General features: G+C 70.4%; 12 protein-coding genes. 11 read left to right on the top strand and 1 reads right to left on the bottom strand.

Annotation, left to right across the window (positions count from 1 at the left end):
- Window positions 1-140: 140 nt before the first annotated feature.
- From K4G22_RS21360 to clpX, 3 genes are all read left to right on the top strand, one after another.
- On the top strand, window positions 141-755 hold the full coding sequence (locus K4G22_RS21360) for an ATP-dependent Clp protease proteolytic subunit (RefSeq protein WP_322785120.1): 615 nt from the start codon (window positions 141-143) through the stop codon (window positions 753-755).
- A gap of 103 nt (window positions 756-858) precedes the next feature.
- A complete protein-coding gene (locus tag K4G22_RS21365) occupies window positions 859-1509 on the top strand; it encodes an ATP-dependent Clp protease proteolytic subunit (protein ID WP_228081933.1) in 651 nt (216 codons plus the stop codon).
- Window positions 1510-1702: 193 nt separating this feature from the next.
- Window positions 1703-2998, top strand: a complete 1296-nt coding sequence (clpX, locus tag K4G22_RS21370) for an ATP-dependent Clp protease ATP-binding subunit ClpX (RefSeq protein ID WP_228081934.1) — start codon at window positions 1703-1705, stop codon at window positions 2996-2998.
- Window positions 2999-3107: 109 nt separating this feature from the next.
- Here clpX and K4G22_RS21375 read toward each other — a convergent pair whose 3' ends face one another.
- Window positions 3108-4289, bottom strand: coding sequence for a hypothetical protein (locus K4G22_RS21375; protein ID WP_228081936.1), 1182 nt, complete (start codon window positions 4287-4289; stop codon window positions 3108-3110).
- Between the two features lie 211 nt (window positions 4290-4500).
- Between K4G22_RS21375 and K4G22_RS21380 the strand changes: the two genes are divergently transcribed.
- The 8 genes from K4G22_RS21380 (at window position 4501) to mrdA (ending at window position 15295) form a co-directional block, all read left to right on the top strand.
- Window positions 4501-7125, top strand: a complete 2625-nt coding sequence (locus tag K4G22_RS21380; RefSeq protein WP_228084180.1) for a valine--tRNA ligase — start codon at window positions 4501-4503, stop codon at window positions 7123-7125.
- A 129-nt stretch (window positions 7126-7254) separates the two neighbouring features.
- Window positions 7255-8787, top strand: coding sequence for a bifunctional tetrahydrofolate synthase/dihydrofolate synthase (folC, locus tag K4G22_RS21385; RefSeq protein WP_425336804.1), 1533 nt, complete (start codon window positions 7255-7257; stop codon window positions 8785-8787).
- On the top strand, window positions 8787-9128 hold the full coding sequence (locus tag K4G22_RS21390) for a DUF4233 domain-containing protein (protein WP_228081937.1): 342 nt from the start codon (window positions 8787-8789) through the stop codon (window positions 9126-9128). Before folC ends, K4G22_RS21390 begins: the two co-directional genes overlap by 1 nt.
- A gap of 122 nt (window positions 9129-9250) precedes the next feature.
- Window positions 9251-9670 carry a nucleoside-diphosphate kinase gene (ndk, locus tag K4G22_RS21395; RefSeq protein WP_228081939.1) on the top strand — a complete coding sequence of 140 codons (420 nt, stop codon included), beginning with the start codon at window positions 9251-9253 and terminating at the stop codon, window positions 9668-9670.
- 351 nt (window positions 9671-10021) lie between these two features.
- Window positions 10022-11041, top strand: a complete 1020-nt coding sequence (locus K4G22_RS21400) for a rod shape-determining protein (RefSeq protein WP_228081940.1) — start codon at window positions 10022-10024, stop codon at window positions 11039-11041.
- Window positions 11042-11147: 106 nt separating this feature from the next.
- A complete protein-coding gene (gene mreC, locus K4G22_RS21405; RefSeq protein ID WP_228081941.1) occupies window positions 11148-12215 on the top strand; it encodes a rod shape-determining protein MreC in 1068 nt (355 codons plus the stop codon).
- Window positions 12216-12218: 3 nt separating this feature from the next.
- Entirely contained in the window at window positions 12219-12920 is a 702-nt protein-coding gene (gene mreD / locus K4G22_RS21410) for a rod shape-determining protein MreD (RefSeq protein WP_228081942.1), read from the top strand.
- The gene (gene mrdA, locus K4G22_RS21415) at window positions 12917-15295 is read left to right on the top strand and encodes a penicillin-binding protein 2 (protein WP_228081943.1); all 2379 of its coding nucleotides are present in this window, start codon (window positions 12917-12919) and stop codon (window positions 15293-15295) included. Before mreD ends, mrdA begins: the two co-directional genes overlap by 4 nt.
- Window positions 15296-15298 lie beyond the last annotated feature (3 nt).

The raw sequence follows: 15298 nt of genomic DNA on the forward strand, positions 1-15298 counted from the left end.
ACCCTGCGCTCACAGCGAACAGTTCCCTGGTCGGGATGGGTCTGTCCGAGCCGCGCGTTAGGGTCCGTAGAAACAAGCCAGATGTCGAGTGACGGCCAGGCGCACAGGCTTAGGCCGTCCAGGAATGAGCAGGTGGATACGTGACGCTCTTGATGCCCTCCGCCGCAGCGGAGCCGACAAGCGGTGGCCTCGGCGATCAGGTCTACAACCGGCTGCTCGACGAGCGCATCATCTTCCTGGGTCAGCCGGTGGACGATGACATCGCGAACCGGATCACGGCGCAGCTGCTGCTGCTCGCCGCCGATCCGGACAAGGACATCTATCTCTACATCAACAGCCCCGGCGGCTCGATCTCGGCCGGCATGGCGATCTACGACACCATGCAGTACGTCAAGAACGACGTGGTCACCATCGCGATGGGCCTGGCGGCCTCGATGGGGCAGTTCCTGCTGACGGCAGGCGCGGCCGGCAAGCGCTACGCGCTGCCCAACGCCGAGGTGCTGATCCACCAGCCGTCGGCCGGCCTGGCCGGTTCGGCGTCGGACATCAAGATCCATGCCGAGCAGCTGCTCCGCACCAAGCGCAAGATGGCCAAGCTGTCGGCGGAGCACTCCGGTGTCTCCTTCGACCAGTGGGAGCGGGACGCGGACCGGGACCGTTGGTTCACCGCCGAGGAGGCGCGCGACTACGGCCTGCTGGACCGGGTCATCACCAGCGCGGCGGACATCTCGGGCGGCGGTGGCACGGGCGCCTGAGCCCCCGGGGGCCCTCGCCGGCCCCCGGCGTCCCCAGGATCGCCCAGCCCCGAAGCTCGCCAGCCCGCTCGCAAGCCATAGACCCAAGGCGGTACACACCCCGATGAACAAGTTTCCTGGCTCCGGCCTCTACGATCGTCTGCCGGCCGAGTCCCGCTATGTGATTCCGCGCTTCGTCGAGCGCACCTCGCAGGGCGTGCGCGAGTACGACCCGTACGCGAAGCTCTTCGAGGAGGGCGTGATCTTCCTCGGCGTGCAGATCGACGACGCCTCGGCCAACGACGTGATGGCCCAGCTGCTCTGCCTGGAGTCCATGGACCCCGATCGGGACATCCAGATCTACATCAACAGCCCCGGTGGATCGTTCACCGCGCTGACCGCCATCTACGACACGATGGTCTTCGTCAAACCCGACATCCAGACCGTCTGCATGGGCCAGGCCGCCTCGGCCGCCGCCGTGCTGCTGGCGGCCGGCACCCCGGGCAAGCGCATGGCGCTGCCGAACTCGCGGGTGCTGATCCACCAGCCGTACTCGGAGACCGGGCGTGGCCAGGTGTCCGACCTGGAGATCGCGGCCCGCGAGGTGCAGCGGATGCGCACCCAGCTGGAGGAGATGCTGGCCAAGCACTCCACCAGGCCGATCGAGGAGGTCCGCGACGACATCGAGCGCGACAAGATCCTCACCGCGGCCGAGGCCGTGGACTACGGCCTGATCGACCAGATCATCACCACCCGCACCTCCACGGCCGACTAGGCCGCTCATCGGTACCTGTGCCGGATCACACATTCGGCGCGATAAACGGCTCCATCCCCTTTGACGGGAAGGCCCCGCCGAGGGGGATTCCCGTCAAGGGGGACCATTCAACCGGGCCGACGAGGTACCGTCGTCTTCAGTAAGCACTCGGCACCGTCGCCCCGGCGGTGCGCAGTCGAAGGGGAAGCACCTCGTGGCACGCATCGGTGATGGCGGCGATCTGCTCAAGTGCTCGTTCTGCGGCAAGAGTCAGAAACAGGTGAAGAAGCTCATCGCGGGCCCGGGGGTCTATATCTGCGATGAGTGCATTGATCTCTGCAACGAGATCATTGAGGAGGAGCTGGCGGACTCGCCGGACTCCGACCTGGGAGAGCTGCCCAAGCCGCGGGAGATCTACGACTTCCTGGAAAGCTATGTGGTCGGCCAGGAAGACGCCAAGAAGGCGCTTTCGGTCGCCGTCTACAACCACTACAAGCGGGTTCGGGCGAGCGACTCCCACCACTCGCGGGACGAGGAGATCGAGCTCTCCAAGTCCAACATCCTGCTGCTCGGCCCCACCGGCTCAGGCAAGACCCTGCTCGCCCAGACGCTGGCCAGGATGCTCAACGTCCCCTTCGCCATCACCGACGCCACCGCGCTCACGGAGGCCGGCTATGTGGGCGAGGACGTCGAGAACATCCTGCTCAAGCTGATCCAGGCGGCCGACTACGACATCAAGAAGGCCGAGCAGGGGATCATCTACATCGACGAGATCGACAAGGTCGCCCGCAAGAGCGAGAACCCGTCGATCACCCGCGATGTCTCCGGTGAGGGTGTCCAGCAGGCGCTCCTGAAGATCCTGGAGGGCACCACGGCCGCGGTGCCGCCGCAGGGCGGGCGCAAGCACCCGCACCAGGAGTTCCTCCAGATCGACACCTCCAACGTGCTCTTCATCGTCGGCGGCGCCTTCGCCGGGCTCGACGACATCATCCGGGCCCGCTCGGGTGCCAGGGGCATCGGCTTCGGCGCCGACATCCGCTCGAAGCGGGATCGGGGCAGCGCCGAGCTGCTCACCGACGCGCTCCCCGAGGATCTGGTCAAGTACGGCATGATCCCCGAGTTCATCGGCCGGCTCCCCGTGATCACCTCGGTCCACAACCTGGACCGCGAGGCCCTGCTGCGCATCCTGGTCGAGCCCCGCAACGCGCTGATCAAGCAGTACCAGCGGCTCTTCGAGCTGGACGGCGTCGAGCTTGAGTTCGATCTTCCGGCCCTGGAGGCCATCGCCGACCAGGCCATCCTGCGCGGCACGGGCGCGCGCGGCCTGCGGGCGATCATGGAGGAGGTGCTGATGTCGGTGATGTACGAGGTGCCGTCGCGGCAGGACGTCGGCCAGGTCCTGATCACGGAGGACGTCGTCAAGTCCAACGTCAACCCGACGCTGGTGCCCCGCTCGCGGCTGGCCAAGCAGCGGGACGCCTCGGTGCCGCCGCAGGAGAAGACGGCCTGAGCGCCGCCCCACAGCACTGAGGCGGGCCCGGGACCAGCTGGTCCCGGGCCCGCCTCAGGTCGTTCTCCGCTCGTTCGGGGGAGTGACGCCCCTTACGGGATGTCGCCGCCTACGGGATGACGTCCTCGTCGGCCGGGGCCTCGTCGGCGTTCCCGCCGCCGCCCCCGGCCTCGACCAGGGAGGCGTTGCGCAGCTGCGCGGTGTGCGCGGCGGCGTCCTCCAGCGACATCTCCAGCGTGCCGGAGCCGGTCTGCTTCTGGATGATGGTGAGGCCGGCGGTGCTGTAGTCAGCCCAGACGCACACCGGGACCGGCACCATCTCGTTGGTGAACATGTCCAGGCTCTCGCCCTGCTGGCACTTCATGACGGCACCGTCGAGGCCGTCCGGGTTCATGCTCTCCGGCTCGCCGTGGAGCGTCATGTCCGAGCTGGTGGTCGCCTCCTCGGCGCCGAAGGCCAGGAAGGCGTCGACGCTGGCCTCCGGGTTCTCGATCTCGCCCCACAGGCCCATCGTCAACATGGTGTGGACCTCGGAGCTGCCCAGCTCCGCCGGGTCCTCCAGCTGGCTGGCGTCGATGAGGCTGATGCCCGCCAGGTACATGGCGCTGGCGCCCTCGGCGTCGGCGAGGCCGACCTCGGCCAGCTCCTCCTGGGTGAAGTTGTCCTCGCTGCTCTGGACCGGGTCGGCCAGGTTGTAGTCGCCGAAGCTGTCGGGCAGCTCCAGCACATAGCGCGAGTCGGGGTCGGTGCCCGCGCTGCTGCCGCCTCCGCCGCCTCCGTTGTCATCGTCGTCGCCCGACAGCAGGAAGAAGCCGAGCCCGCCGACGATCGCGAGCGACACCACCGTGGCGATCACGATCACCAGGGTCTTGTTGCCGCCACCGCCACCGGACGGCTGCGGCTGGCCGTAGGGGGGCTGCTGACCGGGGAACTGCCCGGGGGGCTGCTGGCCGGGGAACTGACCGGGCGCTCCCGGGGGCTGCTGGCCGGGGAACTGGCCCGGCTGTCCGGGCTGGCCCGGGTACTGCCCGGGCTGGGGCGCCGGCGGGGGCTGCTGCCCGTAGGGCCCCGGCTGCTGCTGCGGCTGGCCGTAGGGGCCCGGCTGCCCCGGCGCACCGGGCTGCTGCGGATATCCGTACCCGGGCCCACCGGGGGCGCCGCCCTGCGCGTACGGGTTGGGGCCGCCGGGCGGTGTGCCCTGCGGCGGTGGCGCCCCGTACGGGCCGGGCTGCCCGGGCTGCGGGCCCTGCGGGGGCTGCTGCCCGTACGGACCCGGCTGGTTCTGACTCATACTGCTTCCCCTCAAGAGCCCTGCGTCGTCTGCGTAACGCACATCCTGTCGGATGAGATGGCTTCCTGTACATCCGCCCCCATTGCCCTTACCGCACCTTCCACGGCCCGCTTCGGGATGATCTCCGGCCCCGGCCAAGGCCGTTGGGGCCGCCGGGAAACCTCGGCGCGGACTGTCGGTGCGGGGTCCTAGACTGAGCGCCGTGACCGACATGACCCAGCGGCCCGCCAACGGGCCCCGCAGCGCCGCCCCCTCAGATCTGCCGACTCAGTACACGCCGGCCGACGTAGAGGGCAGGCTCTATGAGCGGTGGGTAGAACGCGGTTACTTCGAGGCGGACGCCAAGAGCGCCCGGGAGCCGTACACGATCGTCATCCCGCCGCCCAACGTCACCGGCAGCCTGCACCTCGGGCACGCCTTCGAACACACGCTGATCGACGCGCTCACCCGCCGCAAGCGGATGCAGGGCTTCGAGACCCTCTGGCAGCCCGGCATGGACCACGCGGGCATCGCCACGCAGAACCGCGTCGAGCGCGAGCTGGCCAAGGAGGGCGTCTCCCGGCACGATCTCGGCCGGGAGGCGTTCATCGAGCGCGTCTGGCAGTGGAAGGCCGAGTCCGGCGGCACGATCTCCGGCCAGATGCGCCGGCTCGGTGACGGCGTCGCCTGGTCCCGCGAGCGCTTCACGATGGACGAGGGCCTCTCCCGGTCCGTGAACACCATCTTCAAGCGCCTCTACGACGACGGCCTGATCTACCGCGCCGAGCGCATCATCAACTGGTGCCCCCGCTGTGTCAGCGCCATCTCCGACATCGAGGTCGAATACCAGGACGACGCCGGCGAGTTGGTGTCCATCCGCTACGGCGACGGCGAGGACTCGCTGGTCGTCGCCACCACCAGGGCCGAGACGATGCTGGGCGACACCGCCGTCGCCGTCCATCCGGACGACGAGCGCTACCGCCATCTGGTCGGCCGCGAGATCAAGCTGCCGCTGACCGACCGCGCCATCCCGGTCGTCGCCGACGCCCATGTCGATCCCGAGTTCGGCACGGGCGCCGTCAAGGTCACCCCCGCGCACGACCCCAACGACTTCGAGATCGGCCTGCGGCACGGCCTGCCGCAGATCACGGTGATGGACGAGCAGGCCAGGATCACCGCGCACGGCCCCTTCCTCGGGCTCGACCGCCTTGAGGCGCGGGCCGCCGTGGTCGGCGCGCTGCGCGCCGAGGGGCGGATCGTCGCCGAGAAGCGCCCCTATGTGCACTCCGTCGGCCACTGCTCGCGCTGTCAGACGACGGTCGAGCCCCGGCTGTCCATGCAGTGGTGGGTCAAGGTGGCCCCGCTCGCCCAGGCCGCGGGGGACGCGGTCCGCGACGGCCGGGTCGCCATCCACCCCAAGGAGATGTCCACCCGCTACTTCGAGTGGGTGGACAACCTCCACGACTGGTGCATCTCCCGCCAGCTGTGGTGGGGGCACCGCATCCCCGTCTGGTACGGCCCCGACGACGAGATCCGCTGCCTCGGCCCGGACGAGGAGCCGCCCAGCGGCCCCGGCTGGCGCCAGGAGACGGACGTGCTGGACACCTGGTTCTCCTCCGGGCTCTGGCCGTTCTCCACGCTGGGCTGGCCCGAGCGGACGGAGAGCGTCGCGAAGTTCTATCCGAACTCCGTGCTCGTCACCGGCTACGACATCCTCTTCTTCTGGGTCGCCCGGATGATGATGTTCGGCCTCTACGCGATGGACGGCGTCCCCCCGTTCCGCACCATCGCCCTGCACGGCATGGTGCGTGACCAGTTCGGCAAGAAGATGTCCAAGTCCTTTGGGAACGCGGTCGATCCGCTGGACTGGATGGACGCCTATGGTTCGGACGCCGTCCGTTTCACCCTCGCCAGAGGCGCCAACCCGGGCGTCGACGTGCCGATCGGCGAGGACTGGGTCCAGGCGTCGAGGAACTTCGCCAACAAGATCTGGAACGCCACCCGCTTCGCGCTGCTCAACGGCGCCACGGTGGCCGGCCCGCTGCCGGCGGCCGACGAGCTGTCCGCCACCGACCGCTGGGTGCTCTCCCGGCTGAACGCGGTGGTCGCCCAGGTCGACGCCCACTACGACGACTACCAGTTCGCCAAGCTCAGCGACGCCCTCTTCCACTTCGCCTGGGACGAGGTCTTCGACTGGTACGTCGAGCTGTCCAAGACCACGTTCGCCGCCGGCGGCCGGCCGGCCGAGGTCTCCCGGCGGGTGCTGGGCGAGGTCCTGGACGTCACGCTCCGGCTGCTGCACCCGCTGATCCCGTTCGTCACCGAGGAGCTGTGGACCACGCTCACCGGCGGCGAGTCCGTGGTGGTCGCCGACTGGCCGGTCGACTCCGGTTTCCGCGCCGCCGACGCCGAGCGGGAGATCGACACCGTCCGTCAACTGGTCACCGAGGTCCGCAGGTTCCGCGCCGACCAGGGGCTCCAGCCGGGGCAGCGGGTGCCGGCCACGCTGGCCCTCGCCGACACCCCCCTCGCGGCCCACGAGCCGGCGATCAGGTCCCTGCTGCGCCTGGAGCCGGCCGGCGACTCCTTCGCCGCCACGGCCACCCTGCCGGTGGCCGGCGTCGAGGTGGCGCTCGACCTCTCCGGCGCGATCGACTTCGCCGCCGAGCGCAAGCGCCTCTCCAAGGACCTGGCCGCCGCGGAGAAGGAGCTGGCCCAGACGACCGCCAAGCTGGGCAACGAGGCGTTCCTGGCCAAGGCGCCCGAGCAGGTGGTCGGCAAGATCCGGGGCCGCCGGCAGGCCGCCGAGGAGGACATCGCCCGCATCGCGGCCCAGTTGGCCAAGCTCCCCGAATAGCCGGGCGCGCGTGGCCGGCCCCCCGTCCCCCAGGGCCGGGGGGCCACCGCCCCGTTCAGTAGACTCGCCACCGTGAGTGACGCAGAGCCCGACCGTGGCCAGGAGCCGGACGACTTCCCGGCCTTCCCGCTGAGCGGCGCTGAGGCGGAGGCGAAGGCCGACGCGGAAGCGAACGCCGAGAGCGGGGAGTTCGACGAGATCGCCGCCGCCGAGCGGGACCGCGATCCCGATCTCGCGGTGATCGAGGCGGGCAGTCGCACCCTGCGGGCGCTGGCCGGGCCGCCCGGCGGCGATCTGCCCACCCGCCCCGACGACCCGGAGCTCGACCGCGCGCTCGCCGAGGTCGAGGCCGAGCTGCTCGCGCGCTGGCCGGAGACCAAGCTCGACCCGTCAACCGCCCGGATGACCGCCCTGATGGACGTGCTGGGGGAGCCCCAGCGCGGCTACCCGGCGATCCACATCACCGGGACCAACGGCAAGACCACCACCGCCCGTATGATCGAGGCGCTGCTCGGCGGCTTCGACCTGCGCACCGGCCGCTACAGCAGCCCGCATGTGCAGTCCATCACCGAGCGGATCAGCGTGGACGGCGCCCCCCTCTCCGCCGAGCGCTTCGTCGAGGCATACCAGGACATCAAGCCCTATCTCGATCTGGTGGACGCCGCCCAGGAGCACCGGCTGTCCTTCTTCGAGGTGCTGACCGGCATGGCCTACGCGGCCTTCGCCGACGCCCCGGCGGACGTCGCCGTGGTCGAGGTGGGCATGGGCGGCAGCTGGGACGCCACCAATGTGATCGACGGATCGGTAGCCGTGATCACCCCGATCAGCCTGGACCACACCGCGCGCCTGGGGGACACCCCCGAGCAGATCGCGGTGGAGAAGGCCGGGATCATCAAGCCGGGCGCCCGGGTGATCCTCGCCCAGCAGCAGATCGACGCGGCCTCCGTGATCCTGCGCCGCGCCGTCGCGGCGGACGCCACCGTGGCCAGGGAGGGCATGGAGTTCGGGGTGCTCTCCCGCGAGGTCGCCGTCGGCGGCCAGCTATTGACGCTCCGCGGCCTCGGCGGCGAGTACCCCGAGGTCTTCCTGCCGCTGCACGGTGCGCACATGGCGCACAACGCCGCGGTCGCGCTGGCCGCCGTGGAGGCGTTCTTCGGCGTGGGCGACGGGCGGCCGGCGGCGCCGCTGGACCAGGAGGTGGTGCGGGCCGCGTTCGCCGCCGTCAGCTCCCCGGGACGGCTGGAGGCGGTGCGCACCAGCCCCACCGTGCTGCTGGACGCCGCGCACAACCCGGGCGGCGCGCTGGCCACGGCGGACGCGGTCACCGAGGCGTTCGGTTTCAGCCGGCTGATCGGCGTGGTGGGGGCCACCGAGGGCAAGGACGTGCGGGGGCTGCTTGAAGCCTTCGAGCCGATCTTCACCGAGGTGGTGGTGACCAGGAACGCCACCCAGCGTGCCCTGGACGTCGACGCGTTGGCGGCGCTGGCCGTGGAGGTGTTCGGCGAGGAGCGGGTGCAGGTCGAGCCCCGCCTCGACGAGGCGATCGAGGCGGCCATCGGGCTGGCCGAGGAGGAACACGAGTACGCCGCCGCCGGCGTCCTGATCACCGGTTCGGTGATCACGGTCGGCGAGGCCAGGCTGCTGTTGAAGGGCGGACGTTGATGCGCACGCTGTGTGCCAGCACGCTGGTGGGCGAGTTCCTGGTGATCGGCCTGGCCGGCCTGGTGGCGGACCGGACGTCGGCCGCCTCGACGGGCACCGTCTGGTGGGTCTGCGGCGTCGCCATGGCGCTCTCCCTGCTGTTGTGCGGGCTCGCCGGCCGGCCGCTGGGGGTGTGGCTCGGCTGGGCGCTCCAGGTGGGCCTGATCGCCGCCGGTCTCGTGCTGCCGGCGATGTACGTGCTGGGGCTCGCCTTCGGCGGCCTGTGGTGGGCCTCCGTCCACTTCGGCGCGAAGATCGACGCGTTCCGCGCGAGCCAGGCGACGGCGACGCCCGCCGGCTGACAGGGCCCGCCGCCGCCCCGGCCCGGACAGCCCGGTACTCTTAGGCGCCCCCGCGCCGACGGCGCGGCCCGGCCGGCGCATGCCCGTCGCGCATTCCCACTCTCCTCCCAGGAGCCGCCCCCATGAGCCAGCGCACTCTTGTCCTTCTCAAGCCGGACGCGGTCAGCCGGGGGCTGATCGGCGAGATCGTCGGCCGAGTGGAACGCAAGGCCGGCTGGCGGATCACCGCACTTGAGCTGCGGACCCTGGACCGGACGACGCTGGAGACGCACTACGCGGAGCACGAGGGCCGTCCGTTCTACGCCCCGCTGCTTGAGTTCATGGCCTCAGGACCGAGCGTCGCGATGATCGTCGAGGGCGAGCGGGTCATCGAGGGCCTGCGCACCCTGGCGGGCCCGACCGACCCGATCGCGGCGCCCCCCGGCTCCATCAGGGGCGATCTCGGCACGGTGGTGCGGGAGAACCTGATCCACGCCTCCGACTCGGAGGAGTCGGCGGACCGCGAGGTGAAGATCTTCTTCCCCGACTACCCCAGGGGCTGAGGCGCGCCCTCCTCGGTGACCGGCCGTCAGCGTGCCGAGCGGGTTGGACCGCTCCGGCCACGCCCGGCCCGGCGGAATGCGATGCTCCGCCTCGGTGGGTATGGTCGGTGCGGGGAACCCTTCACCCGAACGCGACGTCACCATGATGGAGGGTGGGGCTGGTTCCGCCGACAATGGCGAAAGCGGCGCTCCGGCGCTCCGTGTTAGACCGGCCGTGGATACGATGGCGATGCCGCGCCTCTTCTCCCTTCGGCGGGAGAGGCCTCGACGCGCAGCCCACCGCACCCTCCGCCGACCTCCCCGCACATTACGCACAGCTGGAAGGCCAGATGCATCCCTATGGCGAACAATATGTCGTTCATCGGTCGTGACATGGCAGTGGACCTCGGGACGGCCAACACGCTGGTGTACGTCAGGGGTCGAGGGATTGTCCTCAACGAGCCGTCCGTCGTCGCGATCAACACCAACACGGGGGGCATTCTCGCCGTCGGTGCCGAGGCGAAGAAGATGATCGGCCGGACCCCAGGCAACATCGTGGCCGTTCGTCCTCTCAAGGACGGCGTGATCGCCGACTTCGAGATCACCGAGCGGATGCTGCGGTACTTCATTCTGAAAATCCACCGACGGCGCTATCTGGCCCGACCGCGGGTGGTCGTCTGTGTGCCTTCCGGAATCACCGGAGTGGAGCGCAGGGCCGTCATCGAGGCGTCGACGCAGGCCGGCGCGCGGCAGGTGCACATCATCGAGGAGCCGATGGCGGCGGCGATCGGCTCGGGTCTGCCGGTCCACGAGGCCACCGGAAACATGGTCGTCGACATCGGTGGCGGCACCACGGAGGTGGCCGTGATCTCCCTGGGCGGCATCGTCACCGCCCAGTCGATCCGGGTGGCGGGCGACGAGTTGGACAACGCGATCATCCAGCACATCAAGAAGGAGTACAGCCTCCTGCTGGGCGAGCGCACCGCCGAGACCATCAAGCTCACCATCGGCTCCGCCTACGAGCTGGACCAGGACGAGCACACCGAGATCCGGGGCCGTGACCTGGTCAGCGGCCTCCCCAAGACCGTGGTGATCTCCTCGGCCGAGGTGCGCAAGGCCATGGAGGAGCCGGTCAACGCGATCGTCGACGCGGTCAAGACGACGCTCGACAAGTGCCCGCCCGAGCTCTCGGGCGATGTGATGGACCGGGGCATCGTGCTGACGGGCGGCGGCGCCCTGCTGCGCGGCCTGGACGAGCGGCTCCGCCAGGAGACGGGCATGCCCATCCATATCGCCGAGGACCCGCTGGACTCCGTGGCGCTCGGCTCGGGCAAGTGCGTGGAGGAGTTCGAGGCGCTCCAGCAGGTGCTCGACGCCCAACCCCGGCGCTAGCCGGGGCGGCATCCGCCGGACAAGCGGAACGTCGGCCGGGAACGTCCGGTTAGCCGGGCAGACCCGGGATTATGTGGACTGATCCAGAAAGGCACGGCCGCCGCACGTGAGGGACACCCGAGAGAGCCGGCTGCTTCTCGTACTGCTGGTATCCATCGCTTTCGCGCTGATCACCATGGATATCAGGGGTGGCGACAATTCCCCGCTCAACGCCCCAAGGGAGGCGGCGGCGTCCTTTTTCGGCCCGGTGGAGGAAGGCGTCGCCGGGGCCGTCGATCCGGTCGCGAATGCGATCGCCGCGGTCCGTGAATCCGGTGATCGACACGACCGCATCAGCGAACTCGAACGGGAAAACGCCGAACTGCGCCAGGAGTTGGGCAGCGAGACGCACCGCGATTCGCGGATAGAACAACTCGACGAGCTGCTGCGCACCGCGGGCGCCGGACGCTACGGCATCGTCGGCGCCCAGGTGATCGCCGTCGGCGCCGGCCAGGGCTTCTCGTGGACGGTGACCATCGACGCGGGCAGCGAGGACGGCATCGCCAAGGACATGACGGTGCTCAACGGCGACGGTCTTGTCGGCCGCGTCACCACCGTGGCCAGGGGCACCTCCACCGTGGTGCTCGCCAACGACCCGGGGTTCACCGTGGGCACCCGCCTTGAGGACAGCGAGGAGCTGGGCTTCGCCACCGGTCGCGGCGACAACACCCTCGACGTCCAACTGCTCAACCAGCGCGCCGAGGTCAGCGAGGGCGACCGGATGGTCACCTTCGGCTCGGCCGACAACAAGCCCTTCGTGCCCGGTGTTCCGGTGGGCGAGGTGGTCGGCGTGGAGCGGTCGAACGGCGATCTCACGCGGACGGTGCAGGTCCGGCCGTATGTCTCCTTCACCCAACTCGACCTGGTGGGCGTGGTGGTCGAGCCGCCCAGGGACAACCCGAGGGACTCGGTGCTGCCGCCGCTCCCCGAGGACCTTGAGCAGCGCTCGGCGCCCGACGAGGCCGACGCCGACGAGGGCGCCGCCCCCGAGGAGCGCGAGGGGGACCAGGGCGCGGTGGACGACTTCCCCGAGCCGGACGGTCTCGCCCCGCCGGACGAAGGCGAGGACCCAGACTACGAGTTCGGCGCCCAGGCTCCCGGCCGCACCCGGGACGAACCAGCGACCAGGAGCTGACCCATGCGCCTCTACCGCACGCTGCTGTCCGTGGTGCTGGTCTTCGTCGCCCTGATGACGCAGGTGACCATGCTGGCGCGGCTCGGGCTGCCGGGCGCCGTGCCCGATCTGCTGCTGCTGACCGTGCTGGGCCTGGCCCTCGTCTACGGCCACACCGGCGGCGCGCTGGTCGGCTTCGCCGCCGGCCTGCTCGCCGATCTGGCGCCGCCGGCCGACCACGCGGTCGGCCGTTACGCCCTGGTGCTGTGCGTCATCGGCTACGCGGCCGGGCTGACCAAGCCGGAGAACGGCCAACACCGGTCGGCCACCGTGCCGATGCTGGTGGTCGCCGGCGGCGCGCTCACCTCCACGCTGCTCTACGCCGGGGTCGGCGCCCTGGTCGGCGACACGGCCGCGCGCGATGTGGGCCTCTCCAGCCTGCTGCTCACCGCGACCCTCTACGACCTGCTGCTGGCCCCGTTCGTCGTGCCGCTGATCATGGCCGCGGCGCGGCGGACCGAGGGCGATCCACTCTCCGGGGACGGCTCGGGTGGTGGCTCGGACAACCCGATCAGCTGGCTGGGCGGCGCCGGCACGGGGCTGCGGCCCAGGGCGCCGAGACGCAGCCGCTACGGCAAGGCGGCCGGCGTCGGCCAGCGTTCCCCCCTGCTCAGCCGTTCCGCCCGCAACCGCGCGGGCCGCATCAAGGGAGTCAAGCGGCTGTGACCAACATTCCCGAGACCGGCCGGACCTCGCGGATCACCATCCGGCTTGTCGTCATCCAGATACTGGTCTTCTCGCTGCTGCTCACCCTCGGCGGGCGGCTGTGGTATCTACAGATCCGACAGGGTGACGAGTTCGCGGCCGAGGCGGCGGGGAACCACGTCCAGCAGGTGGTGCAGCCGGCGGTGCGCGGCTCCATCGTGGACGCGCGCGGCGTGCCGATCGCCGACAACGAGACCCGTCTGGTGGTCTCCGTCGACCGCACCGAGCTGTCCAAGCTGCCCGACGACGGGGCGGATGTGCTCGGGCATCTCGCGGAGCTGTTGGAGCTGAGCGAGGAGGAGGTCGCCAACCGGGTCCGGCTCTGCGACGCGGAGACCCCGCAGCCCTGCTGGAACGGTTCTCCCTATCAGCCGATCCCCATCACCGACGAGGCCACCACGGAGCAGACGCTCCAGATCCGGGAGCGCTCCGAGGAGTTCCCCGGGATCAGCGCCGAGCCGACGGCCGTGCGCCGCTACCCGGCGCCGGCCGACTCCAGGAGCGCGCAGGTCCTCGGCTATCTCTCGCCGGTCACCGACGAGGAGGTCGCCGACTCCGAGGACACCGACTCGCCGCTGCTGCGATCCGACCAGATCGGCCGGTCAGGTCTTGAGCGCACCTACGACAGCTATCTGCGCGGCGAATCGGGCGTCACCCGCTACGAGGTGGACAAGTTCGGTCGTGTGTTGGGCGAGGCGGAGAACGATCCCGCGCTGGCGGGGGCCAACGTGGTCACCAGCCTGGACACCCGGCTACAGGCCGTGGTCGAGCGGGAGTTGCTGGGCGCAATGGAGCGCGCGCAGAACACCCACGACGACATCACCGGCCGCGACTACGAGGCGGACTCGGGCGCGGCCGTCGTCCTGGAGAACGCCACGGGGCGCGTCGTCGCGATGGCCTCGGCGCCCGACTACGACCCCAACGTGTGGGTCGGCGGCATCTCCAGCGACGAGTACGCCCGGCTGACCGGCGAGGACGCCAACGACCCGCTGATCAACCGCGCCATCCAGGGCCAGGGCCCGCCCGGGTCCACGTTCAAGGTCGTCACCTCGGCCGGCGCCGTCAACGCGGGCTACGACTTCCACGACCAGTACAACTGCTCCTCGTCCTACGACATCGGCGGGCAGACGTTCCGGAACTTCGAGACCACCTCCTACGGCATGATCAACCTCGGTCAGGCCATCGAGGTCTCCTGCAACACCGTCTTCTACGGGATCGCCCACCGCGAGTGGCAGCGGGAGGGCGGCAACAACCCGGTGGACGACCCGAGCGACCACCTCTTCGAGGCCGCGCACGGCTTCGGCCTCGGCACCCAGACCGGCATCGACCTGCCCAACGAGGTCCCCGGGCGCATCCCCGACCGGCAGTGGAAGTACGACTACTGGGAGGCCAACCAGGAGAACTGGTGCGAGATCGCCGAGTCCGACCGCGACGACTACCCGGCCAGGATCGCCCGCGAGAACTGCACCGAGGGCATGAAGATGCGCGCCGGTGACATGCTCAACTTCTCCATCGGCCAGGGCGATGTGCTGGTCACCCCGCTCCAGTTGGCCACCGTCTACGCGGCGCTCGGCAACGGCGGCACCCTCTACCAGCCGTCCGTGGGCCGGGCGGTGGTCGCCCCCGACGGGCAGGTGATCGAGGAGTTCGAGCCGCAGGTGACCGGCGAACTCCCGGTGGACGACGAGACCATCGGCGATCTGCGGGACGCCACCGAGCGCGTGATCACGAGCGGCAGCGCGGCGTGGAAGTTCGGCGGCTGGCCGCAGAACGAGATCACCCTGCGCGCCAAGACCGGCACCGCCGAGGGCGCGGGCGACCAGCAGACCTCCTCCTGGCTGGCCACCTACACCGACGACTTCACCGTCGTGATGACCATCTCCCAGGCCGGCACGGGTTCCGGCGCCTCGGGTGACGCCGTGCGGAGCATCTGGGAGTCGATCTACGGCGTCCAGGGCGGCGGCGTCAACGAGGACGCGGCGCTGCTGCCCGAGCCGATCGCCGAACTGCCGGAGATCGACGAGACCGGCGCCATCGTGCCCGCCCCGCTGGACGACGAAGCCGAAGACGGCGCGGACGGCGCCGAGGACGGCTCCGACGGCTCCGACGGTTCTGACGGCTCCGAGGGCTCCGAGGGCGACGTCGGTGACGGCCTCGAACTCGATCCTGGCACCGGGCAGGAGCAGCCGGACGGCGCCGAGCAGTTCGTGCCCAACGCCGCCGCCGCGCTGCCGGACGGCTCCCAGGTGCTCCACCGTCCACCGTTCCCCGAGCCGGCCCAGCCGCCCGGCGAACCGCCGGGCCGGGAGAACCAGCCGTGGCGAGAAGGCGAGTGAGGT

The sequence above is a fragment of the Streptomyces profundus genome, assembly GCF_020740535.1.
In the GTDB taxonomy this organism is placed as follows: Bacteria; Actinomycetota; Actinomycetes; order Streptomycetales; family Streptomycetaceae; genus Streptomyces; species Streptomyces profundus.

What these genes read in the sequence shown, in the direction of transcription:
- K4G22_RS21365 (WP_228081933.1), top strand. Translation starts at nt 859, where the DNA reads ATGAACAAGTTTCCTGGCTCCGGCCTCTACGATCGTCTGCCGGCCGAG.
- K4G22_RS21375 (WP_228081936.1), bottom strand. Translation starts at nt 4,289, where the DNA reads ATGAGTCAGAACCAGCCGGGTCCGTACGGGCAGCAGCCCCCGCAGGGC.
- K4G22_RS21380 (WP_228084180.1), top strand. Translation starts at nt 4,501, where the DNA reads ATGACCCAGCGGCCCGCCAACGGGCCCCGCAGCGCCGCCCCCTCAGAT.
- K4G22_RS21390 (WP_228081937.1), top strand. Translation starts at nt 8,787, where the DNA reads ATGCGCACGCTGTGTGCCAGCACGCTGGTGGGCGAGTTCCTGGTGATC.
- ndk (WP_228081939.1), top strand. Translation starts at nt 9,251, where the DNA reads ATGAGCCAGCGCACTCTTGTCCTTCTCAAGCCGGACGCGGTCAGCCGG.
- K4G22_RS21400 (WP_228081940.1), top strand. Translation starts at nt 10,022, where the DNA reads ATGTCGTTCATCGGTCGTGACATGGCAGTGGACCTCGGGACGGCCAAC.
- mreD (WP_228081942.1), top strand. Translation starts at nt 12,219, where the DNA reads ATGCGCCTCTACCGCACGCTGCTGTCCGTGGTGCTGGTCTTCGTCGCC.